General features: G+C 59.6%; 20 protein-coding genes and 1 tRNA gene. 12 read left to right on the top strand and 9 right to left on the bottom strand.

Annotated features, from left to right (window positions below; genetic code table 11):
* Positions 1–238: 238 nt before the first annotated feature.
* The gene (locus GOB94_RS00245) at positions 239–2,758 is read left to right on the top strand and encodes a phospholipase C, phosphocholine-specific (RefSeq protein ID WP_182276977.1); all 2,520 of its coding nucleotides are present in this window, start codon (positions 239–241) and stop codon (positions 2,756–2,758) included.
* Positions 2,759–3,160: 402 nt separating this feature from the next.
* Here the strand turns inward: GOB94_RS00245 and GOB94_RS17025 are convergent, their stop codons facing one another.
* Positions 3,161–3,292, bottom strand: coding sequence for a hypothetical protein (locus GOB94_RS17025; protein ID WP_346265631.1), 132 nt, complete (start codon positions 3,290–3,292; stop codon positions 3,161–3,163).
* 495 nt (positions 3,293–3,787) lie between these two features.
* Between GOB94_RS17025 and GOB94_RS00240 the strand changes: the two genes are divergently transcribed.
* Positions 3,788–4,591: a GAF domain-containing protein gene (locus tag GOB94_RS00240; RefSeq protein ID WP_182276976.1), complete on the top strand. Its 804-nt coding sequence runs from the start codon at positions 3,788–3,790 to the stop codon at positions 4,589–4,591.
* Positions 4,592–4,915: 324 nt separating this feature from the next.
* Here GOB94_RS00240 and GOB94_RS00235 read toward each other — a convergent pair.
* From GOB94_RS00235 to purH, 4 genes are all read right to left on the bottom strand, one after another.
* A tRNA-Glu gene (locus GOB94_RS00235) sits at positions 4,916–4,990 on the bottom strand.
* Between the two features lie 93 nt (positions 4,991–5,083).
* Positions 5,084–6,256, bottom strand: coding sequence for a dGTP triphosphohydrolase (gene dgt / locus GOB94_RS00230; protein ID WP_182276975.1), 1,173 nt, complete (start codon positions 6,254–6,256; stop codon positions 5,084–5,086).
* A gap of 33 nt (positions 6,257–6,289) precedes the next feature.
* Positions 6,290–8,377 carry a tetratricopeptide repeat protein gene (locus GOB94_RS00225; protein WP_182276974.1) on the bottom strand — a complete coding sequence of 696 codons (2,088 nt, stop codon included), beginning with the start codon at positions 8,375–8,377 and terminating at the stop codon, positions 6,290–6,292.
* 126 nt (positions 8,378–8,503) lie between these two features.
* Positions 8,504–10,063 carry a bifunctional phosphoribosylaminoimidazolecarboxamide formyltransferase/IMP cyclohydrolase gene (gene purH, locus GOB94_RS00220; protein ID WP_182276973.1) on the bottom strand — a complete coding sequence of 520 codons (1,560 nt, stop codon included), beginning with the start codon at positions 10,061–10,063 and terminating at the stop codon, positions 8,504–8,506.
* Between the two features lie 356 nt (positions 10,064–10,419).
* Between purH and serS the strand changes: the two genes are divergently transcribed.
* Genes serS through GOB94_RS00205 form a run of 3 tightly spaced genes read left to right on the top strand, consistent with a single transcriptional unit; the run spans position 10,420 to position 12,914 of the window.
* The gene (serS, locus tag GOB94_RS00215) at positions 10,420–11,793 is read left to right on the top strand and encodes a serine--tRNA ligase (protein WP_182276972.1); all 1,374 of its coding nucleotides are present in this window, start codon (positions 10,420–10,422) and stop codon (positions 11,791–11,793) included.
* Positions 11,790–12,176, top strand: a complete 387-nt coding sequence (locus tag GOB94_RS00210; protein ID WP_182276971.1) for a hypothetical protein — start codon at positions 11,790–11,792, stop codon at positions 12,174–12,176. Before serS ends, GOB94_RS00210 begins: the two co-directional genes overlap by 4 nt.
* 18 nt (positions 12,177–12,194) lie before the next feature.
* Positions 12,195–12,914, top strand: a complete 720-nt coding sequence (locus GOB94_RS00205) for an outer membrane lipoprotein-sorting protein (protein WP_182276970.1) — start codon at positions 12,195–12,197, stop codon at positions 12,912–12,914.
* A 34-nt stretch (positions 12,915–12,948) separates the two neighbouring features.
* On the opposite strand, the gene GOB94_RS00200 is transcribed toward GOB94_RS00205, so the two are convergent.
* Positions 12,949–14,436, bottom strand: a complete 1,488-nt coding sequence (locus GOB94_RS00200; protein ID WP_182276969.1) for a glycosyltransferase family 39 protein — start codon at positions 14,434–14,436, stop codon at positions 12,949–12,951.
* A gap of 100 nt (positions 14,437–14,536) precedes the next feature.
* Here GOB94_RS00200 and GOB94_RS00195 point away from each other — a divergent pair, with 100 nt between their 5' ends.
* Complete coding sequence (locus GOB94_RS00195) at positions 14,537–18,088, top strand: polysaccharide deacetylase family protein (protein WP_182276968.1); 3,552 nt, start codon at positions 14,537–14,539, stop codon at positions 18,086–18,088.
* Positions 18,089–18,112: 24 nt separating this feature from the next.
* On the top strand, positions 18,113–19,708 hold the full coding sequence (gene pruA / locus GOB94_RS00190) for an L-glutamate gamma-semialdehyde dehydrogenase (RefSeq protein WP_182276967.1): 1,596 nt from the start codon (positions 18,113–18,115) through the stop codon (positions 19,706–19,708).
* 118 nt (positions 19,709–19,826) lie between these two features.
* Here the strand turns inward: pruA and GOB94_RS00185 are convergent, their stop codons facing one another.
* Positions 19,827–20,486, bottom strand: coding sequence for a response regulator transcription factor (locus GOB94_RS00185; RefSeq protein ID WP_255484108.1), 660 nt, complete (start codon positions 20,484–20,486; stop codon positions 19,827–19,829).
* A gap of 404 nt (positions 20,487–20,890) precedes the next feature.
* Here GOB94_RS00185 and GOB94_RS00180 point away from each other — a divergent pair, with 404 nt between their 5' ends.
* Positions 20,891–21,313, top strand: a complete 423-nt coding sequence (locus GOB94_RS00180; RefSeq protein WP_182276966.1) for a VOC family protein — start codon at positions 20,891–20,893, stop codon at positions 21,311–21,313.
* 85 nt (positions 21,314–21,398) lie between these two features.
* Here GOB94_RS00180 and GOB94_RS00175 read toward each other — a convergent pair whose 3' ends face one another.
* A complete protein-coding gene (locus tag GOB94_RS00175; protein WP_182276965.1) occupies positions 21,399–22,124 on the bottom strand; it encodes a FadR/GntR family transcriptional regulator in 726 nt (241 codons plus the stop codon).
* A gap of 224 nt (positions 22,125–22,348) precedes the next feature.
* Entirely contained in the window at positions 22,349–23,749 is a 1,401-nt protein-coding gene (locus GOB94_RS00170; protein WP_182276964.1) for an NADP-dependent isocitrate dehydrogenase, read from the bottom strand.
* Between the two features lie 192 nt (positions 23,750–23,941).
* On the opposite strand from GOB94_RS00170, the gene GOB94_RS00165 reads away from it, so the two are divergent.
* Genes GOB94_RS00165 through GOB94_RS00150 form a run of 4 tightly spaced genes read left to right on the top strand, consistent with a single transcriptional unit; the run spans position 23,942 to position 26,793 of the window.
* A complete protein-coding gene (locus GOB94_RS00165) occupies positions 23,942–24,313 on the top strand; it encodes an NADH-quinone oxidoreductase subunit A (RefSeq protein WP_182276963.1) in 372 nt (123 codons plus the stop codon).
* Positions 24,314–24,350: 37 nt separating this feature from the next.
* Positions 24,351–24,983 (top strand): NADH-quinone oxidoreductase subunit B, encoded by a 633-nt coding sequence (locus tag GOB94_RS00160; RefSeq protein ID WP_255484107.1) that lies wholly within the window; start codon positions 24,351–24,353, stop codon positions 24,981–24,983.
* Positions 24,980–25,636 carry an NADH-quinone oxidoreductase subunit C gene (locus GOB94_RS00155; protein WP_182276962.1) on the top strand — a complete coding sequence of 219 codons (657 nt, stop codon included), beginning with the start codon at positions 24,980–24,982 and terminating at the stop codon, positions 25,634–25,636. The genes GOB94_RS00160 and GOB94_RS00155 overlap by 4 nt, the downstream gene beginning before the upstream one ends.
* Positions 25,633–26,793 carry an NADH-quinone oxidoreductase subunit D gene (locus tag GOB94_RS00150; protein ID WP_182276961.1) on the top strand — a complete coding sequence of 387 codons (1,161 nt, stop codon included), beginning with the start codon at positions 25,633–25,635 and terminating at the stop codon, positions 26,791–26,793. The genes GOB94_RS00155 and GOB94_RS00150 overlap by 4 nt, the downstream gene beginning before the upstream one ends.
* Positions 26,794–26,830 lie beyond the last annotated feature (37 nt).

The raw sequence follows: 26,830 nt of genomic DNA, 5'->3' as shown, positions 1-26,830 counted from the left end.
AGTTTCAGAACGCCATCGGCACCTGGCATAGAGGCTCAGAATCACGGATCATGGCGGCATCCAGCCGCATTCGGTTTCGCCTAGGGTGTATCCGGGTTGATCCGCTCCCGATTGCGTCCTTGATGATCGTAGGTATCTTAAGGAAACAGGTAGGTTTGTTGGAGGCGGGTGGTTGACCTTGCGTTAACACATCCTCCTGTAACGACACGATGCTTGTCGTTCTGGTTTAATAGACGCCATGTCGACCTCCCGCCGCGATTTCCTGAAATTTGCCGCTCTGCTTTCCGGTGCCACTGGCATCTCCGGCTTCGTTCCTGAATCCATCCAGCGTGCGCTCGCAATCGAGCCCACACCCGGCTCCTCCTTCGTGGACGCCGAGCACATTGTCATCCTCATGCAGGAGAACCGATCCTTCGACCACACGTTCGGTACTCTTCAGGGTGTGCGTGGCTTCAATGATCCGCGCGCCCTACGGCAGCCTAACGGCAACTCTGTCTTTGTCCAGACCTCACAGACAACTGGCAAGTCCTACGCGCCCTGGCGGCTTGACCTTCGCGACACGCGGATCACCTGGATGGGGTCCATTCCTCACTCGCGTAACTCGCAGGTCGATGCCTGGAACGATGGCCTCTACAATAACTGGCTCGATGCCAAGAAATCCTCCAATCAGGATTATCAGCACATGCCCATCACGATGGGCCACTACACGCGCGAAGACCTGCCGTTCTACTATGCGCTCGCCGATGCGTTTACAGTCTGCGATCAAAGCTACTGCGCGGTTATGAGCTCGACAACCCCCAACCGGTCCATGTTCTGGAGCGGTACCATCCGTGACAAGCAATCGCCGGACTCACGCGTTTATATGCGCAACGACGAGCTTTTTCGCGATAGGCTCGGGTGGAAGACCTTCCCCGAACGGCTTTCAAAAGCCGATATCTCCTGGCGCTTTTATCAAAATGAACTTTCCACCACCAGTGGACTCACCAATGAAGAAGAGTCCTGGCTTTCGAACTACGGTTGCAACGTCCTTGAGTGTTTCGGAGCCTACAACGTCGAGGCTGTCTCCACTGCACCCGCATTGCTGAGAAAGAATCTCGCTTCCGCGCAAAAGCAGGTCGCCAACATCGAGGAGCGGCTTTCCGAACTCTCCAATCCCAGCGACACCGACGAGTTGCACATCCAGCTTGAGCTTGCACAGGCCCACGTCGCTACCATCAAAACCTCGCTAGCCAACTCCGGAGACAGCGGCTACAAGCAGCTCACTCCGAAGGAACGTGCTTTACACAATGCTGCATTTGTCACGAACCGCAACGATCCGAACTATCGCTCGCTTGAGGCGCTCCGCTTCACAGCGGACGGCCGCGAAGATATCATCAACGTTCCCAAGGGAGACATCCTCCACCAGTTCCGCACCGATGTTGAATCGGGCAAGCTGCCTACTGTCTCCTGGCTTGCTGGTCCACAGCACTTCTCCGACCATCCATCCTCACCCTGGTACGGCGCATGGTGGGTATCTGAGATCGTGGACATCCTCACAAAGAATCCTGAGGTCTGGAAGAAGACCATCTTCATCCTCACCTACGACGAGAACGACGGCTATTTCGATCACTCTCCATCCTTTGTTGCGCCCGATCCAAAGAGACCTGGGACCGGAGCCGTTTCCACCGGCATTGACGCTGCGCTGGAATATTCCTACAAGCCTGATGAGTTGGCGCAGGGAGTGCCAGACCACGAAGCCCGCAGTGGTCCCATCGGCATGGGCTTCCGCATCCCAACGATCGTGGCTTCGCCCTGGACGCGCGGCGGCTGGGTCAACTCGCAGCTCTTCGATCACACCTCAACGCTTCAGTTCCTCGAGCAGTTCGTGCAGGCGAAGTTCAATAAGACCGTGCGCGAGGAGAACATAAGTGCGTGGCGCCGTTCGGTCGCTGGAGATCTTACCTCCTGCTTCAGGACGCAAACCGGGAAAGAGCCGGTGCTCGACTACGTTAGCCGCGACCGTCACATCGAGCAGATCGTAGCCGCTCGCGACAAAGATCTTCCGACCGGCTTCAAGGAATTGACCTCCATCGAAATCGCAGCCGTTAACGCCAACTCGCGTGCCACTGCTGCTATCTCACATCAGGAACCAGGCACGCGTGCTGCCTGCGCGCTTCCGTACGAACTCTATACTCATGGCGCGCTCTCGGCAGATGGCAAACACTTCGAGCTCGAGCTTAGGGCAGCCAACGATATCTTCGGCCGCCGCTCTGCAGGAGCCCCGTTCAATGTGTACCTCCGCAACCTGACGAAGCGACCTGGGATGCAGGCCGCGACGTACACCGTAAAGGCAGGTGATACGCTCCGACCTACAATTGCACTCGATCAATTCAAGGATGGACGATTCGAAATCGAAGTTCTGGCGCCCAACGGCTTCTACCGGCGTTTCGCTGGAACCGCGCATGAACCACCCGCAGTCGTCGTCGAGACGCTCCAGCAGAGAGACGGCAAGCCCACAGGCGCGTTCAACCTTCACCTGCACAACCCCTCCTCAAGCGCTCGAACTCTAACGATATTCGACAACAGTTATGGAGCAGCTGCGATTACGAGACCGCTAGGTCCCGGCGCTACAGAGACCGTAACTATACTGCTCGAATCTAGCCATCAATGGTATGACCTGACGATCATGTCCGCCGATGGCAAAGCGTTGGCGCATTTCGCCGGACGCATCGAAACAGGCCACGCCACTCAAACAGACCCACTCATGGGACGTGCCTGAGGCCTCGCTTATCGGTGAATTTGCATTCACGAGTATATGTTTCGATAGAAGCGGTCGATGCGCACCACCGCCTCATGATGATCTCTGCCTTTCTATCCCATACTCTTGGATGTGTCTCTCACCCTGAATTTTGCTGAAGCAAGATGAGGAATCGGCACACTTCTCTACTCTCACTCGCAAGTAATCAGATGACAAGGTACACCGTGTCATCCATGAGCAACCCAACACCCTAAGAGAACTCTCGCGGGGTTCGCCACGCATGATCGCTTTTCAGGCAGAATCGAACTTTAGATGTGGTCAGCTGTTGAAATAGACAGCATCACCGCGAACATCACGTCAGTCTCGACGACAAGAAGCGTGTGGCAATGCTAATTACTCACGGACATGGCTTTGTGAGCGGATTCAGATCGCGCGGCCAAACCAGCGAGCGATTGATTCCTCAGCGGCAATCGCATCTGGTTTCGAGTCAGTGACCCAGCAGACGAAGCCGTCGGGCCTTACCAGTACTGCTGTGAGTCCCTTGTTGTCCTTCACTGTACCCGAGGAATACCGGAGTCGGCGTGTTCAGCGTGACCAACAATCTGCAGATGGCTGGCGCGACGCCGAAGGAGAAGTAACATAAAAGCCAGATATGCTCTTGCCGCCTTGCTTTGCATTTTTCACCGTTGGGCGTATGGGCAACGGACAACTCGAACCTGAGCGACCGCCTGAAGGATGCCACTGACGTGATCCGGCAGACCATGATGACGGCGGACAAGTCGATTCCAAACGGCATTGCCCGCCAAGCAACGTGTATCGGGGGCATCCCGAACGTGAAGAAGGCAGCCTTATCGTAGGCGGTCCCTATGGACAGGGTGTCGTCGCCTGCTGGACACGCAGGGGCTGGAGCGCTCCTGTGTTCATCCGGCAAGGCGTTACCTCTCGGTCTGCACCGAATGGATCGGCCTCTGCCGGAATGGCAGCAGGCCAAACGCAATTATCTCCGTTGCCGGGAGGACATTTACTATCATCCAAGATGCCGAATCCAACATGTCCGTTTCGTCACAGGCTGATACCGGGCTGGAAATAACCGACCTCCAGTCGGATGTTTCCTTTGCGGCAAGACCCATACGTGCGCGGGAGGTCACGGTCATCCCGGAGGGGATGCGCCGCATTGCGCATGCCCTCGTCGAGCAACCCGAAAACATCCTGCAGGTGCTGGTGGAGACGGCCGTCGAGCTCTGCGGCGCGGACAGCTCCGCGATCAGCCTGGAGAAGGTGGACCGGACGGAAGATGCCTACTACCATTGGGTCGCCATCGCCGGCCAGTATTCGGGCATGTTCAATGCCGTATTCCCCCGCTATCCGAGCGGATGCACCATCTGCCTGGAGCGCGGCCGGCCGCAGCACGTCCGTGCCTTCCAGCGCTACTTCGATATACTTGGCATCACCGCACCTCTTGTCACCGATGGCCTTATGTTTCCCTGGCAGACAGATGAAACACGAGGCACTATCTACATCTTGGCTCATAGTCGCGAAGAAGCCTTCGATCAGGGCGACCTCCGCATCATGGAAATTCTTGCCGACTTTGCCGCCATCGGCGTCCGGCAGCTTCGCCAGCAGAAGTTGTTGATGGAGAGCGCGGGGCTTGTCGCAGAGGCCGCTATGGCCAACCGGCTCGCGCACATGATCAACAATCCCTTGCAGAGCATCACAAATATTCTTTACCTCGCGGCCGAAGGGCATCACGGAGAATCCGCAAAGGCCATAGGACGCCAATCACTCGGCGATCTTGAGCGCCTGTCCGCACTGGTGAGGGAGCTCCTTAGCCTGCCTCAACAGAACACTCGCTAAACCGTGATTGGCAACCTGAAGTCGGCTTCTCGCCACTGAGGTCGTTTGGCTGAAATCAGTAGCTAATCTCAATAAGGTCGCCGTCAGTAAATCTATCCATATGAAGGTAACTGGATTCCATCATCCCGCGCCAACGGTCAAATGTCGCAATACCGTACTGAGCTTTCCATCCGCTTCTCCCATGAAATGCTGATGGCGAATATATAGCGAATCGGTTAGTTAAAAACAGTAAATCAATTTAAGTCACCAAGCTGCGACGACATTCTGATTTTGAAAATTAGACTGATAGCCCACCAGCTACTCAGTGTAAGTGTTTGAAAGATTTGGCGTCCCCGACGGGATTCGAACCCGTGTTACCGCCGTGAAAGGGCGATGTCCTGACCACTGGACGACGGGGACGCAGGGCTCGAAAGAAGTGAATACGAGCGCTGCATTCAAGGCTAACAACTGCGACTGCCTGTGTCAAAGACCTAGCATGCCGCAAGGTTCCGGCTACGACCTGATTCGATGCGCTGCAGACCTTCCCGAGCGAACATAACGGCGAACATCGGCATACTGAAGCAGGATAAAGTGATCCGTCATCCCTGCAATGTAATCGGCAATCACCCGTACCAAACCTTCCGACTGTATCTCCCCATAGTACGAATCGGGGAGTGCCTGCGGCTCTTCAAGCCAGAAGTTGAACAACTCCGTTACCACCTCCTCCGCCTTCGTGTGCTCCAGATCGAGCGCTGGGCAGGTGTACAACGTGGCATAAAGATAACGCTTCTCCTCCAGCCGCTGGACCTCGGCCTCGGGTGAAAAAACAGCAACCCGATGGTCCAGTGCACGGATCTCCGCAAGCGACTTCGCCCCAGCTTCTCGGACCTTCTTTGCTGTCGTATGGATCAAATCCAACGTCAACGTCTTCTGCATCGCCTGCAGAGCGTCATGGAAGATGTATTTCTCCTCCGCTTGCGGATGAGCAGCAGCCACTGTCTCATAGCTCCGGCGGAGCAGGCTCACATGTTCGCGAATGTGACCGATCTCGAGGTGACCGGATTCGACACCGTCGTCTAGATCCGCAGTCAGATACGCAATCTCGTCAGCGAGGTCGATGATCTGCGCCTCGAGCGGCGGACGTTGATCAAGGAAGTATTCGGCAAGCTTCGGATAGTCCACGACACGATAGTCGCGCGAGTGTTTGATGATGCCTTCGCGAGTACCCAGCGTAAGGTTGAGCCCGCGGTGCCCTGCATATCGCTGCTCGAACTGTTCCACAATACGCAACGCATGCAGATTGTGGTCAAAGCGGAGCCCGTGTGCTTGCAGGCAGGCGTCGAGAGCCCGCTCACCGGCATGGCCAAAGGGCGGATGCCCAATATCGTGAACCAGAGCCAGTGTCTCTGCTAAATCGACGTTCAGGCAGAGTGTAGAAGCGATCTGTCGTGCAACCTGAGCGACCTCAATAGTGTGGGTCAAACGGCTACGAAAGTGATCCGAAGCACGACTCGTAAAGACCTGTGTTTTCCCCGCAAGACGCCTAAAGGAGCGTGACTGTACTACGCGGTCACGGTCGCGTTCGAAAGCGAGCCGCTCGTCGCCTGCCGGAGCCGGATACACGCGTTGAGCGAGTTGATGCTGTTCCTCGCCGAAAACGCCACACTCGTGAAGATCAAAATCCATTCCTTATGAGTGTAACGTGCGAGGCAGCTTTGGTCAGGGTTTCGCTGTTGAGGAAGGGCCCGGATTAGCATGGGCCAGTCGCACGCGTGCTGTCTCAAGCTTCCGCTGCACCTTGGCAACGTCAGCTGGATCGGCCTCAGGAGCCAACGACGTGGAGTAGGACTGCAGCGACTTCTGCCATTCATCGATCGCCTGCTGCAGCTTACCGTTCTTGGCATCGATCTCACCTAGATGGTCGAGTACAGCAGGATCGTTTCCTAGACGGAGCTTAGCCCTGCGAGAGTAGTCTTCTGCGAGGGCGTACTGACCCTGCTTGAAATATGCCCAGGACAACGAATCGAGATACGCTCCGTTTTGCGGATCGAAGGCTACGGCCTTTTTCAACATGGTGACGGCCTCGTCCAGGTGAACGCCACGTTCAGCGAACAGGTATCCGAGATAGTTCTCCAGAGCTGCGTTGTCGGGCTCGATCGCCAACCCTTTACGCAGCTCCACCTCGGCTGCGTCGAACATCTTCTGGCTTTCGTCCAGAGAGGCCCGCGAATAGTAGACAAATACTTTTTGTTCGGGCTTTGAAGCCAATGCTTCGGCTTTGTCCAGCGTCATCGCTGCGTCCTTCCAACGCTTTGCACGAATCTGGATGTCAGAGATCGTGAATAACACGTCGCGATCGTCAGCGTTGCCCTTCAACTGCGCATCAGCGACCTTCAGGCCGTCGTCAACCTTGCCACTATCTGCGAGCTGACTGGCATAGGTAAGCTGAACGTCCTGATTCGCAGGCATTGCCTTTGCAGCCTGGGCAGATACCTGAAGAGCTTGCTTCCACTCATGAGCATCGCGATAGGCTTGGACCTGGCCATCTGTGCCACGGGCCTGATAGTCGCCACCGAGCGCAGCCATCTGTTTATACGCATCGACGGCTTCGTCTGTGCGACCGGCTTCACGGCACACAATACCGAGCCTGTCGAGAAATATGGAGCGATTCGTCAGTTCCCCATCTGAGTACTTTCCGTTGCTGTTTGCAGTTGCCGTTAGAATCGCCCGAAGAATCTGAATCGAGTCGTTATACCGGCCGAGCGCGTCATAATCCAGCGCCTGGTTAAAGCTTATCTCTGGATTCTCCGCAACAAGAGATTGGGCTGTCTTCAAGGTAGCAAGAGACTTTTCGTACTCTCCCTGCTGCCGTTGAATCTCAGCCTGGTGAATCAGTGCCTGCGGGTCCTGAGGGTCGGAGCCGAGTATCTGCGAGTAGATTTTGGACGCTGCATCCATGTTGCCTGCGGCTGTTAACGCCGCAGCCAGGCCACGTTTGGCATCCGTGTTGTCTGGATCGAGATCGACGGTCGCCTGATACGCAGCAGCTGCGTCCTTCGGCTTCTTGAGCGTGTCATAAATACCCGCCAGCGCGAAGTCTTCGCGGGCCGTTCGGTCCGTCGCAGGAACAGCCGCGATGACATCCGCAGCCTTCTCCATCTCTCCCTGCTCGGAGTAGAGGCGAGCCATGCTCAGAACCACCTCTTCGGAGGTGCTGTCGATCTTCTGGGCTTCCTTGAACTCCATCTCGGCTTTCGTGGAGTCGTGATTGAGCCCGTAGAGTTGTCCAAGCAGCAGGCGAGTCTCAAGATCCTTCGGCTTGAGCTGAACGATCTTCTCGTACTCCTTAATGGAGGCCTGCAGCATGTCATTCGCCTGCGGCCCTTGCCCGTCGCCAAGAGAGCGGAGGTAGACACGTCCTAGCAGTTCGTGAGCATCCACGTCGTCGGGGTGCTTTGTGACCTGATCCTGAGCCGCTGCCACCGCCTCGCGAATGCGGCCGAGACGGAAGTACAACGTTGCAAGACCATCCTGCAGAGCTGGAGATGTCGGGTCGGCATCCAAGGCCAGTTTGTACTGCTCGATGGCCTGGGTTGCCAGGTCCTGACGGCCGTTGGCAACTGCCTGATTCTCGTAGAGCTTGGCCAGGCCGTAGTGGTAGTACGCTGAGGCACGATCTGGCGCCGAATCCGTCGCGGCGGACTTCACCTGTGTGTCCTTCTGCGCATAGGCCTGTGAAGCGGAGAGAAAACCCAGTAGTGCGGCAGTCGTGAGACCAAAGAAAGATGCGCGAAGGGTTCCGGTCATGCGATTGAAGTCCTCGGATAGGGCAGACGAGCCACTGTGGTCGTACCAGGCGTTCACAGCACGCACACATGCAGTTAGACGTACTTTACAGCTTTTGGATGCCGCTTGCCCAATCGACCTCGCGGGCTAACCGTGACGGAAGTGGCGGATTCCGGTAAAGACCATTGCTAAGCCGAGTTTATCGGCTGCCGCGATGACTTCTTCGTCGCGGACGGAGCCACCCGGTTGGATGATGGCGGTGGCACCGGCTTTGGCGATGGCCTCCAGGCCATCCGCGAAGGGGAAGAAGGCGTCTGACGCGGCGACTGTGCCCTCGAGCGGTAGTACCGCCTTCATGGCACCGAACTTAGCGGCGTCCACACGGCTCATCTGGCCGGCGCCAACGCCAACGGACTGGCCGAAGCCCTTCTGGCGACGGGCATAGAGGATTGCGTTCGACTTGACGTGCTTACAGACCTTCCAGGCGAAGAGCAGGGTGGCCAGCTCTTCGGGTGTCGGCTGGCGCCTGGTCGGGATGGTGATGGTTTCGGCCGTTACGGAGGCACGGTCTTCGTCCTGGACGAGGAAGCCTCCCGAGATCTGCTTGATGACCTTCGAGGGCTGCGCGGGCTGGATGCGCAGGACGCGGAGGTTCTTCTTGGTGGCGAGGACGGCGAGCGCCTCGGGCGTAAAGTCCGGGGCGACGATGGCCTCGACGAAGAGTTTGGCCATCTCCTTCGCGGTGGGCTCGTCCACCGTGCGGTTGACGCCGATGACGCCGCCGAAGGCGGAGAGGGGATCGCTTTCAAGTGCGCGGAGGTAGGCCTCCACCAGGGTTGCGCCCTGGCCTACGCCGCAGGGGTTGGTGTGCTTGATGATGGCTACGGCGCACTCGTCGAACTCGCTGGTAAGTGCCCAGCAGGCGTCGAGGTCGACGAGGTTGTTGTAGCTGAGTTCCTTGCCCTGCAGCTGTTCGGCGTTGGCGATGCCGAGTGCGGTGCCGTCGGTGTAGAGGGCTGCGGATTGGTGCGGGTTCTCGCCGTAGCGCAGCGGGGCCTTGAGGCTCTCGACGATGCGCAGGGTCGGCATCGGCTGCTTTGGCTCCAGCACCATCGCTTCGAGGGTGTTCGCGATGGCCGAGTCGTAGGCGGCCGTGGTGGCGAAGGCGGCGCGGGCGAGGCGCCAGCGGGTCTCGTGCGTTAGCTGGCCGTTGTTGGCCTTGAGCTCTTCGATCAGTGCCGGGTAGTCGGCGACGCTGGTGACGACGGCGACGTCCTCGAAGTTTTTGGCGGCGGAGCGGAGCATGGAGGGGCCGCCGATGTCGATGTTCTCGATGATCTCGTGAAACTCGACGCCGGGCTTTGAGGCGGTCTTCTCGAAGGCATAGAGGTTGACCACGACCATGTCGATGGGCAGGATGCCGTGCTCGTTGACCGCAGCTACGTGGGCAGGGTCTTCGCGGCGGTGAAGCAGGCCGCCGTGCACCTTGGGGTGCAGGGTCTTGACGCGGCCGTCGAGCATCTCCGGGAAGCCGGTGAGGTCGGAGATGTCGGAGACCGACAGGCCGGCGTCGCGGAGGGCCTTCGCGGTGCCTCCGGTGGAGACCAGGTCGACGCCGTGGGCGGCGAGGGCGGTGGCGAAGTCGACCAGACCAGATTTGTCGGTCACAGAGAGGAGGGCGCGGCGAACGGGCTTGAGTCCTGACATTTCGTATCCAGTTTAGCCGGTTGCGCGGTGGGTAACTGAATAGTGACAGGTTTGGACGGGGACCCTCCCCCGGTTTTGGGGCTATGTTCCGCAGCCGATTGGAGTTAGGGGTGGAACCCCTTTCTGGGACTTGAAAACGTCACCCATCTGGTTGTCAAAGGCTGTATGATCCGCAGCCATAAAGGGTTAGCTTCGGCCTGGGCCGAGGTGATAATAAAGAGCCCGGCGGGTGCCGCGCGATCTTCGTTTCGCTGCTTCTATTGTAATGGCGGTGTCAAGCGAGTCTGGTCAGTGTGACCGGCGGAAGTCGTTGTGGCGCCTTATCCACGGGCATGAACAGCTAGAATGGTTTGGATATGTTGGATCTGGGATTTGTACGGGCTAATCTCCCGCTGGTCGAAGAGAAGTTGAGGCTCCGGGGTGTCGATCCGGGGCTGCTGGCGGGGTTTGCGACGCTGGATGCGGAGCGCCGAGCTGCCATTACAGAGGTAGAGACGCTGAAGGCACAGCGGAATGCTCTATCGGCGGAGTTTGGGCGGCTGAAGCGCGAGGGCGGCGATGTCGCCGCGGTGAGCGCGCAGGTGGGAGCGCTGAAGGAGAAGACCGAGGCGCTGGAGGCAACAGCGGCGACAGCGGATGAGAAGCTGCGGACGCTGATGGAGAGTGTGCCGAACCTGCCACATGAGTCTGTACCGGCGGGCAAGAGTGAGCATGACAATCGGTGCGAGAAGACCTGGGGCGAGCCGGCGAAGTTCGACTTTGAGGCGAAGGACCATGTGGCGCTGGGTGAGGCGCTGGGGATTGTGGACTTTGAGCGTGGGGCCAAGATCTCTGGGTCCCGGTTTGTGGTGCACTTTGGGGCGGGGGCTCGGCTGGAGCGGGCGCTGGCGAACTTTATGCTCGACCTGCATACTCGGGAGCATGGGTATGCCGAGGTGCTGCCGCCCTTCATGGTGAACTCGAAGAGTTTGTTTGGGACGGGGCAGCTGCCTAAGTTTGCGGAAGACCTGTTCCACTGCGACGACAAAGGTCCGTATGTGCCGGGCGAGTTGCAGGAGAACGATCACTGGATGATTCCGACGGCCGAGGTGCCGGTGACGAACATCTTTCGTGACGAGACGATTGACCTGTCGAATGGGACGATCAGCTTTGTGGCGTATACGCCTTGCTTCCGCAGCGAGGCTGGAAGCTATGGCAAGGACGTACGCGGGATGATCCGGCAGCACCAGTTCCAGAAGGTGGAGCTGGTGAAGTTCACGACACCGGAGGAGAGCTACGCCGAGCATGAGAACCTGACGCGGAACGCGGAGACGGTACTTGAGATGCTGGGACTTCCCTACCGGCGAATGCTGCTGTGCACGGGAGATATGGGTTTCAGCTCGGCAAAGACGTATGACCTGGAGGTTTGGCTGCCGGGGCAACAGACGTATCGCGAGATCAGCTCGTGCTCAAACTTTGAGGCGTTCCAGGCGCGGCGGGCGAACATCCGGTACAAGGCCGCTGGTGCGAAGAAGGCGGAGTTTGTGCATACGTTGAACGGCAGCGGGCTGGCCGTGGGACGGACCTACCTGGCGATCCTGGAGAACTATCAGCAGGCGGATGGCAGCGTGAAGGTGCCCGAGGCGCTGGTGCCGTATATGGGCGGCGAGAGGGTGATTACGAAGCAAGCATTTGGGCGCGTGCCGCAGGCGGCGAGCCGCGATCTTGCGTCTAAGGAGGGAGCGCAATGAGTTTGATCAAGCGCTACATCTTCTGGACGTACCAGCGTGGGAGCTTTCACTATGACGTGATGGTGACGCTGATTCTGCTGTTTCTGTTCGTGTCGCCACGGTTTATCGACTTCAAGGCGAAGCCGGTGCCAGAGGTTCCGCTGCGCGCGAGCGAGGTGCTGGTGAAGGAGCAAGGCAGCACGGCAACAGAGGCTCGGTTCGTGTATGAGATCCCTGTCGGCGAGCTGCATGGAGCGGCTGGGGATGCGGCGATACGGAGCGCGATCCTGAATGTTGTGGAACCGATTGCGGGCAGCGTGACGCTGGAGTCGTACACGGCGGTGAGCGATAGTAAGGGGCATGTGACGGCTTATGATGCTGCGATCCGCAGAGAGAACCCCTAAAGGGGAGGTTGAACCAAGATGATGAAGCTGGGCAGAGGTGCGTGTGTAACAGCAGCGGCTGTGATGATGGCGATGCCGATCTCCGCGCAGGGACTGCAGGCGACGCTGGCGAAGATGGACGCGGCCAGCAAGACGTTCAGGAGCGCGCAGGCGGACTTTCAGTGGGACAACTATGAACGCGTGGTGCATGACACGACGACGGACAAAGGGCAGATCTTTTTTGAGCGTGAAGGCACGAAGACTGACGTAGGTGCGGTGCTGAATGGGCCGGACGGTAAGCCGAAGCAGGTGATCGCGTTTTCAGGGGATGTGCTGGAGTCGTACACGCCTGGCGTGGGGCAGATGCAAGTGTTTCATGCGGGGGCGAACAGTTCGGAGTACCAGGGATTTTTGACGCTGGGCATGGGCGGCAGCGGGAGCGATCTACAGCAGAAGTGGACGGTGGCGGATGGCGGGCCGGAGACGCTGACGATTGCAGGCACGAAGATCGCGACCGAGAAGCTGAACCTGGTTCCGAAGGACCCGGGGATGGCGAAGAGCTTCAAGAACGTGGTGATGTGGGTGGATACGTCACGCGGGATTGGCGTGAAGCAGATTTTCTACACGGCCAGCGGAGACTATCGCACGACAACGTATAGCAATATTCGGCTGAACTCGCGCATCGACAAGGGCAAATATGGGATTGCCGGGGACAACAAGGTGAAGACGGCGAAGGGGACGCAGGTGTTCCAGCACTAAGGGTTTGGAGGCGGTACTACTGCAGGTCTCTCCGCTACGGCCTGCGGCCTTCGGTCGAGATGACACCTTTGGGGCTGGACGTTTTGAAAGCCGCTGAAGCAAACAGGATGACCATCGGGAAACATTCGAGGGTGTAGCGGGGTTCGGAGTTGTCGAGTGTGAGCAGCAGGGCGCAGCGCAGGGCTACTAAGGCCAGTGTTGCGATGAGGAGCTCGGGGCGGGTGCTCCAGAGCTTGCGGCTGGAGCGGATGAGGCCCAAGACAGCGAGCGCGAGGTAGGCGGCGTCAAGCAGCGCGAAGAAGATGGAGAAGAGCGACGCGGCGGGGTTGGTGAACTGCCACCATGGAATGGGGATGCGCAGGAGCTCGGTGCGCGGACGGAGCCACATGTCGGCGAGGCGAGCGATGGGAAGGACGACGTAGTAGCGGAAGGGATGCGCGGCGACGCGGACGGCGGCGAGTTGGGCGAAGGCGGCGTCGAAGGCCGGGGTTTCAGACTGGTTGACGTTGTACTGAGTGAGGAGATTGGCGGTGGCGGCGCGCTGGGTGGGCGAGTCGAAGGCGCGGGGCGGGAGGTTGTGGATGTCGATGGGAGCGCCGTCGTAGGCCCAGTAGGTGTCGAAGGTGGATTGGAAGTCTATGCCCCAGGTGCGGTACCAGCGCATGAAGCCGAAGGGGACGGTCTCGCCGGGGTCGTTTGCGTAGCGTGGGGCGAGCGGCTGGATGACGTGGAAGACGCGGTAGTTGCGGATGCCCCAGAGGAGCAGCGGGAGCAGCACGACGAGGGATGCGGCAGCGGCAGGGAGAAGGCGCGAGCGGATGGAGCGCGCAGGAGACCGAAAGGCGAGGCAGAGCATTGCAGGGATGATGGCGGCGGCGAGGAGGCCTTCGTCGGGGCGGATGAGAACGGCGAAGGAGCAGGCAAAGCCGACGAGGAGTGACCAGCCGAGGCCGAGTTGGTCGCTGGCTGGGAAGGCATCCTGCGAACCCACCTTAGCCTGCGATGAAGCCGCAGGCGAAGATGGGGCACCCAGTGGGAGGGTGAATTGGGATTGCCACCTTTCGAGGGCGAAGAGAGCGAGTGTGACGCAGAAGATGCTGAGGGTTTCGGTGAGGACCGCGGCGGTGTAGTTGGCGGTGAAGGGGCAGAGGGCGGCGAGCCAGAGAGTGATGAGGCCGGCGCGGGTGCTCCAGATGCGGGCGGCGATAGAGGCGAGCAGGAGGCAGCCGAGGAGGTCGAGTGCGACTTGGATGCAGACGACGGCGAGGTAGTTGGCGTGGCCGAAGAGCACGAAGCAGACGGCGAGAAAGGCAGGATAACCAGGCAGGCGGATGAGGGTGGGCTGAAGGCCGCCTTCGGAGAAGCCGAAGACGTGATGGGAGAGCATGTTCTGGGCGAGGTCGGCGTAGACCATCGTGTCGCCGACCCAGCGCGGGTGATGGAGAACGAAGATGATGCGCAGAGAAAGGCCCGCGAGGAGAGCGGCTGCGGACCAGAGGATTGTCTTCTGACGCGACGGCATTAAATAACATCCTATAAGGTCAGTACAGGAAGGAGCGGCGCGAGCCGTTTGCGTTGACTCGGAAGACTAACGTTTCTAACATGGCGATACAGCACAACTCATGAGCAAACCTGTTTTCTACGACCCGCAACGCAAACGATGGAGGCGGCTGCGGCGAATCTTTGACTCGCTGGCCCTTTCGGCCACGGTGCTGGGAATCCTGTTTATTGTGGGTTTGCTGCGGATGAAGCCGATGCAAGGCCTGGATCTGCGATCGGCGACGAAGCGATATCGCGCGTTGTATCAGCCGAAGCCTGAGCTGCGGTCAAAGGAACGGCTGAACCACTCGAAGCACCGGCGGTCGGACGTGGAGCCGAGCGACGTGACGATGAACCAGGGCGAAGGGCTGCGCGCGGCGTTTTATACGGACGCCGACCCGGCTAGCTTTGCGTCGTTCAAGGCGCACATCAAGCAGATCGACCTGCTGTTTCCGGAGTGGCTGCACGTAGTGACGCCGGACGGGTCGCTGGTGAGCTACACGTCGGACAACATACCGTTTGCGGTGGTGGACAAGCAGGGCGTACACAGCGTCGACCGCGAGAACAAGATTGTGAAGGCGATCACGGCGGCGAAGGAAGACACAGACATCTTTCCGCTGGTGAACAACTACAGCCCGGTGGACGGGGTGTTCGAGCCGGACGTTGAGCAGTTCATGGTGAGCGCGACGGCGCGGGACAACTTCATCGAGCAGGTGGATGAGTTCATGGCGGCGAACACGCGGTATCGCGGGATCACGCTGGACTTCCAGGCGCTGCCCACCGATGCGAAGCAGGGGTATGACCAGCTGATCCAGGCGGTGTACAGGGACTTTCATGCGAAGAACCTGAAGGTGTACATCAATGTGCCGGTGACGACGAGCCCGGCGGACATGGGGGTATATGCGGCGAACGCGGATGGGCTGATTCTAATGAACTACGGCGAGCACCAGGACGGGACGCCGCCGGGGCCGGTTGCGGGACAGGACTGGTTCGAGCAGAACCTACAGAACGCGATGAAGGTGGTGCCGAAGGACAAGATCATCTGCTCGATTGGCGCGTATGGCTATGACTGGACGACGCCATTGCCTGAGCCTGTGGCGAAGGGTAAGCGGAGAAGGCCGGCGAAGAAGCCGGCAGACATAGATGACGACACCTCTGCGACGAACCTGTCGACGCAGGAGGTGTGGCAGGAGGCGTCGGATGCGGGAGCGCAGATCGACCTGGACGACGCGTCGCTGAACCCGCACTTTGCGTATGACGATGAAGACGCGAAGATGCGCCATGAGATTTGGTTTCTGGATGCGGTGACGGCGCTGAACCAGATGCGGGTGGCGCGGGCGCTGGGGCTGCAGACGTTCGCGCTGTGGCGGCTGGGGAGCGAGGACGACTCGCTGTGGAAGATATGGGACAGCCCGCTGAAGGCGGACCCGGCGAAGGACCTGGCGACGGTGTCACCGGGACAGGACATCGATACGGAGGGCGACGGCGACATCATCCGCGTCACGGGGCTGCCGCAGAACGGGCAGCGCACGCTTGAGATGGATGATGACCCGACGATCCCGAAGCAGTATCTGAGCGTGGTGTCGGAGTCGATGACTTCGTATCCCCTGCCCTACACGGTGACGCAGTATGGGTATCACCCGAAGAAAGTAGCGATCAGCTTCGACGATGGGCCGGACCCGACGTGGACGCCGAAGATCCTCGACATCCTGAAGAAGTACAACGTGAAGGGCACGTTCTTCATGATCGGGGAGGTGGCACAGGAAAACGTGGGTGTGATGCAGAGGGTGTTCCGCGAGGGGCACGAGATTGGCAATCACACATACTCGCATCCGGACATCTCGGAGATTTCGACGGGGCAGGTGGACCTGCAGTTGAACCTGACCGAGGAGCTGTTTGCGGCGAAGCTGGGCGTGAACCCAGTGTACTTCCGTCCGCCGTACTCGATTGACCAGGAGCCGGATACGAACGACCAGGCGGAGCCGGTGGAGCATATCCAGAAGCGTGGGTATGTGATCGTCGGGGACAAGATTGATACGGACGACTGGGACGAGAACCCGAGGAAGTCGCCGCAGCAGATTATCAACAGCGTGTTCGAACAGATCGAAGAGGCGAAGACAAAGCCGTGGATGCGCGGGTCGATCATCCTGATGCATGATGGCGGCGGCGACCGCTCGGCGACGGTGGCGGCGCTGCCGAAGCTGATCGAGGCACTGCGCGCGCATGGATACGAGATTGTGCCGGTGTCGCAGCTGATTGGGCTGAGCCGCGACCAGGTGATGGTGCCGCTGACGCAGCACCAGAAGTACGAGGCGATGGTGGACTCGGTCGCGTTCTTCCTGATCGGGTTCTTCAACCACTTTGTGATCTGGGTGTTCTTCCTGGGCGACATTCTGATGAGCGGACGGCTGATTGTGATTGGGCTGTTCGCGATCATCGACCGCTTCCGCAAGCGGAAGGAGTATGCCACAGCGGATTACAACCCGCGGGTGGCGGTGCTGATCCCGGCTTACAACGAGGAGATGGTGATCGCGCGGACGATCCGGTCGGTGCTGATGTCGAACTACAAGAACATCCGCATTATCGTGATCGACGATGGGTCGAAGGATGAGACCTACAAGATTGCGACCGAGACGTATGCGAAGGAGATTGCCGACGGGCGCGTGACGGTGCTGACCAAGCCGAACGGTGGCAAGGCCGAGGCTCTGAACTTCGCGCTGCAGCAGACGAATGAAGAGATCTATGTCGGCATCGATGCCGACGGCGTGATTGCGCATGATGCGATTGCGCGGCTGGTGTGCCACTTTGCGAACCCGCACATTGGAGCCGTGGCAGGCAATGCGAAGGTAGGCAATCGCGTGAACCTATGGACGCGGTGGCAGGCACTGGAGTACATCACGAGCCAGAACTTTGAGCGGCGGGCGCTGGATTTGTTCGACGTGGTGATGGTGGTGCCGGGGGCGATCGGCGCGTGGCGGACGGCGGCGGTGAAGGCCGGTGGCGGGTATCATCCCGACACCGTGGCCGAAGACGCCGACCTGACGATGAACCTGCTGGAGCAGGGATATGCAGTGATCTACGAAGACCAGGCGCTGGCTTTTACGGAGGCGCCGGTGACGGCGAACGGGCTGGCACGGCAGCGGTTCCGGTGGTCGTTCGGGATTCTGCAGGCAGTGTTCAAGCACCGGGGAGCGATCCGCAACCGGCGGGCGATGGGACTGTTTGCGCTGCCGAATATTGTGGTGTTCCAGATTGTGCTGCCGCTGGTGTCTCCGCTGATTGATTTTATGTTTGTGGCGGGGGTGATCCACTACTTCATCGACAAGTACTATCACCCGGAGACGACGAACCCGGCGGACCTGGTGAAGCTGCTGACGTTCTTTGGGGCGTTCCTGATTATCGACTTCATCGCGTCGGCGCTGGCGTTCCTGCTGGAGCGGAAGCACCCGGCAAGCAAGGGCGATGCGTGGCTGCTGGTGCATATCTGGCTGCAGCGGTTTACCTATCGGCAACTGTTCAGCTGGGTGCTGTTCAAGACGGTGAAACGGGCGATCGATGGGAAGCCGTTCAGCTGGGACAAGCTGGAGCGGACGGCGAAGATGTCGAAGCATACTGAGCAGCTGACGGGAGAGTAAACTGGAGATTGAAGGGACCTTTGCATGAGCTCAATTACTGTTGATTTGCCGACCACTTTCAGTGGCAGTCTTTCCCTGCCCCCGTTCCACAATGAGCCGTTTACCGATTTTTCGCGGGTGGAAAACGCCGATGCGATGAAGCAGGCGCTGGTGGAGGCGCGTGGGCAACTGGGGCAGAGCTATGAGCTGCTGATCGGCGGCCATGCGGTGCGGACGGGCAAGACGTTTGCGTCCGTAAACCCGGCCAAGCCGAGTGAAGTGATTGGCGTACATCCTGAAGCCAGCGAGTCTGAAGCGCTGGCGGCCGTGGAGGCCGCGCAGGTGGCGTTCGCGAGCTGGGGACGTACCGATGTGAAGGCCCGCGTGGAGCTGCTGCTGCGCGCCGCAGACCTGCTGCGGAAGCGGCACTTCGAGTTCTGCGCGTGGCTGACGCTGGAGGTGGGCAAGAACTGGGCAGAGGCCGATGCGGATGTGGGCGAGTGCATCGACTTTCTGGAGTTTTATGCGCGCGAGGCGCTGAAGCTGGATGCGGCGACGACGCCGATCCAGTATCCGGGCGAGAAGAACATGCTGCGCTATGTGCCGCTGGGTGTAGGCGCGGTGATTCCGCCGTGGAACTTTCCGCTGGCGATTATGGCGGGGATGACGTGCGCGGCGATTGTGAGCGGGAACACGGTGGTGCTGAAGCCGTCCCCGGATGCTCCGACGATTGCGGCGCGGTTTGTGGCGTTGCTGATGGAGGTGGGGCTGCCGGCAGGCGTGGTGAACCTAGTGCAGGGTGGGCCGGAGGTGGGGCGCGCCATCGTGGAGCACAAGCAGATACGGTTCATCGCGTTTACGGGATCGAAGAAGGTTGGGCTGGAGATCCATGAGCGGGCGGCGAAGACGCTGCCGGGGCAGAGGTTTCTGCGGCGGACGATCCTGGAGCTTGGCGGCAAGGACTCGATTGTGGTGGATGCGGATGCGGATCTGGATGATGCTGTGGCCGGGGTGGTGGCGTCGGCGTTCGGGTTCAGCGGGCAGAAGTGCTCGGCGTGCTCGCGGGCTATTGTGGCGGATGCGGTCTATGACAGCTTTGCCGAGAAGCTGAAGGCAAAGGTGGAGGCGTTGCAGAGCGGGCCGCCGGCAGAGAATTTCTACCTTGGGCCAGTGATCAACGAAGTGGCTCGGAAGCGGGTGCTGGGATACATCGAGGTAGGCCAGAAGGAGGGCCAGCTACTGACGGGCGGCGAGGCGATCAAGACGGCTGAGGATGGGTACTACATCGCTCCGACGGTGTTCACTGAGGTGAAGCCGGAGGCGCGACTGGCGCAGGAGGAGATCTTTGGGCCGGTGCTGGCGGTGATCCGGGCAAAGGACTTCGATGACGCGCTGGAGATTGCGAATGACACGGAGTACGGGCTGACCGGCGCGATCTACACGAACTCAGCGGAGAAGCTGGAGCGCGCGCGACGGGAGTTCCATGTAGGCAACCTGTACCTGAACCGCAAGTGCACGGGCGCGATGGTGGGGGCGCATCCGTTTGGAGGGTTCAATATGAGCGGGACGGACTCGAAGGCGGGCGGGCCGGACTATTTATTGCTGTTTACACAGGCAAAGTCGATCGCGGAGAAGCTCTGAAGGGCGCCGCGATCGACTTTGGTTGTAGTACGGGTTGAATAGGAGAACGAAGCAGGGGCCCGATGGTGCAGTACAACAGTTGAGACGCGGCCCCGAGTTGCAGGGGCCGCGAATGTCTTTATGCGGTGCGCGCTGCCTTGGAGGCGCGGACGTTTTCCACGGCCTCAGCCAGTGCACGGTGGTGGATGGTGAACAGCGCAAGCTCGAGCCGGTCTGAGACGCCGGTCTTGTCATAGATGGAGCAGAGGTAATTCTTGACGACCTGCTCCTTGGTGCCAAGCTGCATGGCGATGTCTTTGTTCTTGCAGCCTTCTGCGACGAGGGCCACAATCTGGAGCTCCTTGGGGGTAAGGCGCTGCAGGACCATGACGCCAACGCGGTCGGGCGAGGGCATGGACTTGACCTTGGCACGCTGCACGGAGCGCTCGCCGGCGGCGACGCGGTGCAGGCAGTCGACAAGCTGAGGACCGGCTACCGAACGGAGAACGATGCCTTCGATACGGAGCGCGACGGACTCTTCGAGGACTGAGTCATGCTCAAGGATGATGACCGAGCGGCTGCCGGCCTGCTCGATCCAGTCCAGAAGCGAGTGGAGATCGTGAGTGATGCTCGAGGGGAAGATCACGATAGATTTGCGGAGGCTACCAACGGCCTCCTGAAGGCGCTCCAGATCGGCGCATTGAGCGGCGACCTGAATGTTCTCTTCAAGAGCGAGAACGCGCGCTATACCCGTACGGAAAATAACCTGATTGTCGGCCAGAATGACTTGCAGTGCCACAGTAATCTCCTTCCTGAGTTGTTTCCATATGACACCACGGACAGAGACTGCGGCTATACCCCTTTCGGTGTATCGGGGGCGAGACAGCGACAATTGATCCAATACAGTGCTACAGGCGTGGTGCCGTTGTTCGGCAGGAGAAAACAGTGCATGAACCACAAGCGACTTCGAGGCTGGCAACCTTGTGTCCGGCGCTGATGGCGACCGCTGGTTGCTCTCATCCCTATTATCCTCCGGCAGGGCCTCCGCCGCCACCTCCGCCGATACAGCCTTATTCGGCGGACCACGATGGATACCGTGCAGGGCGCGGGCTTACCGCGAAACACATTTCGCAATGCGTATCCGTGCGGGCGTCAGGATGGGTACTACCGGCGGTAGTTCGTGGCTCGCATTATGATCGAGGTATGTCTCTACGCCCCTTTCATATTGCCTTCCCTGTTGACGATCTCGAGGCCGCACGACACTTTTACGGCACGGTGTTGGGCTGCCCCGAAGGCCGCAGCTCAGAGCAGTGGATCGACTTCAATCTTTACGGGCACCAGATTGTCGCCCATCACAAACCGAAGCCTGCGACAGACGACGCTCACCATAACCCGGTCGATGGGCACGATGTGCCCGTTCCTCACTTTGGCGTGGTGCTGGAGAAGAGCCAGTGGAAAGAACTGGCGGAGCGTGTGAAGGCAGCGCAGGTGAGCTTCATCATCGAGCCGTACACGCGGTTTGAAGGCCAGGTGGGCGAGCAGTCGACGATGTTCTTCCTGGACCCCGGGGGCAATGCGCTGGAGTTCAAGGCGTTTGAGGATCTGAGACAGCTGTTCGCGAAGTGATGGTTGAGAGAGCCGCGGCTCCAGCGGTCGCGCTGGCGCGCGATACCCCACCCGACCGAATCAGGCGTGCTGGCTGCGTGATGCTTCAGAGTCGTGCTTGTGGGACTTGGATGTCTCGCGGGGGGGACGGCACCTCATCGCTGGTGAGGTGCTCCTCGACGTGCTGGAGGTGGCGTCGCATGGCGCGGCGGGCCTCGTTGGGATTGCGCTCGGCGATGGCGGCGAAGATGGCTTCATGATCTTCGAGCGCGGCGGCCTGATGCTGGTCAAGGCCCGCGCGCTGCGAGAGACGGTGGTACATAGGCGCGAACATGCCTGCCCAAAGGCCATCGACGATGCTGGCGAGCACCGAGTTCTTCGCCGCTTCACCAATCGCCACGTGGAACTGGCGGTCGGTGACCTGCGCGTTGGTCTTGGCGAGGACGAGACGGCGCATCTGCTGCAGCGTCTTTTCGATCTTGGCGAGGTCGCCGGCGGAGGCGTAGAGAGCGGCGTCGGCGGCGATCTCGCCTTCGATGAGAATGCGGGCGCGGAGGAGCTCGAAGGGGCCGGGACCGGAGTCGAGGACGAGCGACATGGGGTTGACGGCCTCGCGGACGTAGGCGCCGGAGCCGGAGCGGATCTCAAGCTCGCCGGCGATCTCGAGAGAAACCATCGCTTCGCGAATGGTGGGACGGCTGACACCGCAGACCTTGGCCAGGTCGATCTCTCCGGGGAGCCGAGCGCCAGGCTCAAGGCCCTTCTCGGCGATGTAACGGGAGATGCGTGCCGCGACCTCCTGGTAGCGGCGATGTGTCTTGACCATTGTCATGCGTTCATCCTCAATCTGCTGCTGCGCGAACCGGTTGCGAGCTTCGCCAGAGGGCGAAGCGGGAGAAATCGACTGGCAGCCAGAGTACCACTCCGAGAGGCGGATTTACAGGTGCTACGCTCGCGTCTTCGGCTCTTGCTGCGGTAAATACAGGGGTTTCTCCGCTCAGCATCGCGATAAAGCCGAGATGCTCCGGTCGAAATGACAAACATTGTGAAAGTTGGCTACATGTTCTCGATCATGCGGGTGGCAAACTCACTGGTTTTGGCTTTGGTGGCACCCTGCATCTGGCGCTCGAAGTCGTAGGTGACGAACTTCTGCTGGATGGTCTTCTCCATGGAGGACTCGATGAGGCGGGCAGCCTCGTGCCAGCCGAGGAAGTCGAAGAGCATGACGCCGGAGAGGATGACGGAGCCGGGGTTGATGACGTCCTTGTCGGCGTACTTGGGAGCGGTGCCGTGGGTGGCTTCGAAGACTGCGTAGCCGTCGCCGATGTTGCCGCCGGGGGCGATGCCGAGGCCTCCGACTTGCGCGGCGGCGGCGTCGGAGATGTAGTCGCCGTTGAGGTTGGTGGTGGCGAGGATGGAGTAGTCGCTGGGGCGGATGATGATCTGCTGGAAGATGGAGTCGGCGATGCGGTCGTTGATGAGGATCTTCGACTTCCAGGCGCCGTTGCCATGGGAGTGGCCGATCTTCGCGATGACGTCTTTGACTTCCGCGACGATGGAGTCGCCGAACTCTTTGGGGGCAAATTCGATGCCCGGCTCGATGAGGGCGGCGTTCTCTTCAGGAGTGAGGCCGGGGGTTTGCTCGAGGTTGCCGAGTATCCAGCTCTCGCGCTCGGTGATGGTCTGGTCCCGGAACTCCTTGGTGGCGACCTCGTAGCCCCACTCGCGGAAGGCGCCTTCGGTGAACTTCTGGATGTTGCCCTTGTGGACGAGGGTGACGGTCTTGCGGTTGTTGTCGATGGCGTATTTGATGGCCGCGCGGACGAGGCGTTTGGAGCCGGTGATGGAGATGGGTTTAACACCGACGCCGGAGTCGAGACGAACCTTCTTCTTGGTGCCCTGGAGCATCTCGTTGTTGATGAAATAGATGAACTTTTCGGCTTCGGGTGTGCCTTCGCGGAACTCGATGCCGGCGTAGATGTCTTCGGTGTTCTCGCGGAAGATAACGATATCGACGAGTTCTGGGTGCTTTACGGGGCTGGGGACGCCGCTGTAGTACTTGACCGGGCGGACGCACTGGTAGAGGTCCATGAGCTGGCGGAGGGCGACGTTGAGCGAGCGGATGCCGCCGCCAACGGGCGTTGTGAGCGGGCCTTTGATGGAGACGCGGAAGTCGACGGTGGCTTTGACGGTGTCGTCGGGGAGCCAGTTCTGGGTCTGGCGATACGCCTTTTCGCCGGCGAGGACCTCATACCACTTGACGGAGCGTTTGCCACCATAGGCCTTGGCTACGGCTGCGTCGAAGACACGCTGCGAGGCCTTCCAGATGTCGCGGCCGGTGCCGTCGCCTTCGATGAAGGGGATGATGGGGTTGTTGGGGACCTGGAAGGCACCGTTGGCGTACTGGATGGGCTGGCCGCCGGTGGGGACAGGGATTCCGTTGTAGCTTGTCTGCATTAGTAAGTTGGCTCCGAGAGGGGAATGCCGGACAGTGGCGAAGGATAGCATCGCGGTGAGAGAGGTGGCAAAAGGTAGCGAGATACTCGCCTGAAACGTTCCGACGTGTGGCCTCGTGTGCCTGTCTATACAACGGTTTGCGTGTGCGCCTTCACCTGCGTGTGAAGAATCTGTTACGGTGTTTGGCACGGTATGGAGAGCACTTCTTATCTGTCTATAGCTGTATTGCTGGTGGGGGCCACGGGATTTGCGTTGGCGCCGCTGGTGCTTGCGCGGTTGTGGGCTAAAGCGTTTTCTCCCCAGAAGCCGGGCAAGGACAAGAACGCGATTTATGAGTGCGGACTGGAGACGAAGGACGATTTCATCGTCCACTTCAAACCGGGTTACTACATCTACGCGATCGTGTTTCTGGTCTTCGATGTGGAGGCGGTGTTCCTGCTGCCGTTTGCCGTCGCCTTCAGTAGGTTTGGCTACGGCGAATGCCTGGCGATGCTGGTGTTCCTGCTGTTGTTAGTGGAAGGGTTGGTCTGGGCGTATCAGAAGAAGGTGTTGACCTGGACATAAACGGTTGAACCGATCGATTCCCTGAAGGGTTGTGCGGATGATGGATGAAGCACTGAAGCAGGAGCTACGCAAACAAGGGATTGTAGCGACGAGCCTGCAGGAACTCTATAACTGGGGACGCAAGAACTCACTGTGGCCGTTGAACTTTGGCCTGGCATGCTGTGCGATCGAGATGATTGCAACGACGATGGCACGCTATGACCTGGCACGGTTTGGCGCTGAGGTGTTTCGGCCTTCGCCGCGACAGGCTGACCTGATGATCGTAGCGGGGACGATTACGAAGAAGATGGCGCCGCAGGTGGTGCGGCTCTACAACCAGATGCCGGAGCCAAAGTATGTGATCTCAATGGGGGCCTGTGCGATCTCGGGCGGGCCGTTCAAGCAGGGGTACAACGTGCTGAAGGGGATCGACCGGTATATCCCGGTCGATATTTATATTCCGGGATGCCCGCCGCGGCCGGAGGCGCTGATTGAAGGCTTTATGGCACTGCAGCGGAAGATCGATGGCCAACCTCTAACGGGCGATGCGCGTCCGGATTTCATGAAGGTGGATGAGAGCTGTGACTTCCCTGTTCCTGAGTTTGGCGGGCATGACCTGGAGCCGAGCAGCAACCCTACGGTGTGGCAGGCACCGCTGGTGACGACGATTACACCGGCGGGGGAGAAATGAGCTTAGCTTTGGCCGACATGGAGACATTGAAGGCAAGCCTCGAGGCTGCGTTGCCGGGGTGCGTGGTGGAGATGGTGATGAACCCGAGCGCGTGTGCACAGCACTCGCTGCTGGTGACGCCTGCGGATGCTGTGGCTGTGGCGACTCTGCTGCGTGATGCAGAGGGGTTTGACTACTGCTCCAATGTGACGGGCGTTGACTGGCCTGCACGCGAGGTGACAGAGAAGGTCAAGGTGAAGAAGCTCGTCGAGGGAGTCGAGCAAGAGGTGGAAGAGACGCAGAAGAGAATGACGGATGCGTATCTCGAAGTGGTGTATCACCTGTACTCGATGAAGAACCCTAAGGGCCCGCTGGTGCTGAGGATGCGCACCGGAGATCGCGTGGAGAAGGTGCACGTGCCCTCGCTGACGCCGGTTTGGCGGAGCGCTGAGTTCCAGGAGCGCGAGGTGTTCGATCTGTATGGTGTGATCTTTGATGGGCATCCAGACCTGAGACGGCTTTTGATGTGGGAAGAGTTTACGGACTTTCCCATGCGGCGCGATTATGTTGAGCCGGATGATTATGAGTACGAGCCGACGGCGCATGATGATGTGCTGAAGAAGATGCAAGAGCATTACAGCGGCCAGGTACGAACCGGGGCGGTGCAGGAATGAGCGCGACACTTTCACCCGCCGTGCAGCTAACGCCGAAGCCCAACTATGCCGAGGATGGGACGCAGTTGCTCGAGGTGTCGATGGGGCCGCAGCATCCTTCGACGCATGGCGTCTTCAGGATGGATGTGGCGCTGGACGGCGAAGACGTGGTGAGGTTGAAGCCGATCTTCGGCTATCTGCACCGCAACCACGAGAAACTTGCCGAAGACCAGAGTTATATTGCGTCGATGCCCTACACGGACCGGCTGGATTACTTCTGCTCGATGACCAATAACTGGGCCTATGCGCTGGCTGTGGAGCAACTGGTTGGCATCCAGGTGCCGGAACGGGCTGAGTATCTGCGCGTGATTACAGCAGAGCTAACTCGGTTGCAGAACCATACTTCGCTGGTTGGCTTTCTGATGCAGGATATGGGTGCGAGCGGCACTCCGCTGATGTATGCGTTCCGTGAGCGCGAGAAGATTCTTGACTTGTTCGAGGCGTTGAGCGGGGCGCGCATGATGTGCAATTACATGCGCTTTGGCGGGTGCCGTGTCGATCTGCCAAAGGGCTGGTTGCCACAGGCGCAACAGGTGGTGGATGCGTATCCGAAGTTTCTGGATGAGTTTGAGAAGCTGCTGACGAGCAATGAGATCCTGATGGCACGTACGCAGGGCGTAGGCGTATTGTCGCAGGAGCTCGCGATCGCGGCGGGAGTAACTGGGCCGATGCTGCGGGCCTCCGGTGTGAACTACGATCTTCGCAAGGTTGATAACTATGGCATTTATGGCAGGTTCAAGTTTCGGGTCCCGATCGGAGACCACGGCGATGTCTACGATCGCTGCATGGTGCGACTGTTGGAGATGCGCGAGTCGCTGGCCATTCTTCAGCAGGCGCTGAAGGATCTTCCGGAAGGGCCGATTCAAGATCCGAAGACCAAGCTGAGGAACTTTCGTCCAAAGCCCGGTGAGGCGTACGGGCGCATTGAAGCACCAAAGGGCGAGTTGGGCTTCTATTTGATCAGTGACGGTTCCGCGAATCCTTATCGCTACAGAGTACGGCCGCCGAGCCTGATCAACCTGACGATCCTGGAAGACCTATGCCTGGGCAGGAACATCGCAGATGTCGTCATCATTCTTGGCAGCGTCGATATTGTGATGGGAGAAGTGGATCGTTAGGCGTTTTAATACGGTCAAGTGAGTTAGAGTGGTTGCA

The sequence above is a fragment of the Granulicella sp. 5B5 genome (assembly GCF_014083945.1).
Classification (GTDB): domain Bacteria; phylum Acidobacteriota; class Terriglobia; order Terriglobales; family Acidobacteriaceae; genus Granulicella.
The sequence above is the reverse complement of the archived record's forward strand: the minus strand, read 5'-3'. Positions and strand labels throughout refer to the sequence as shown.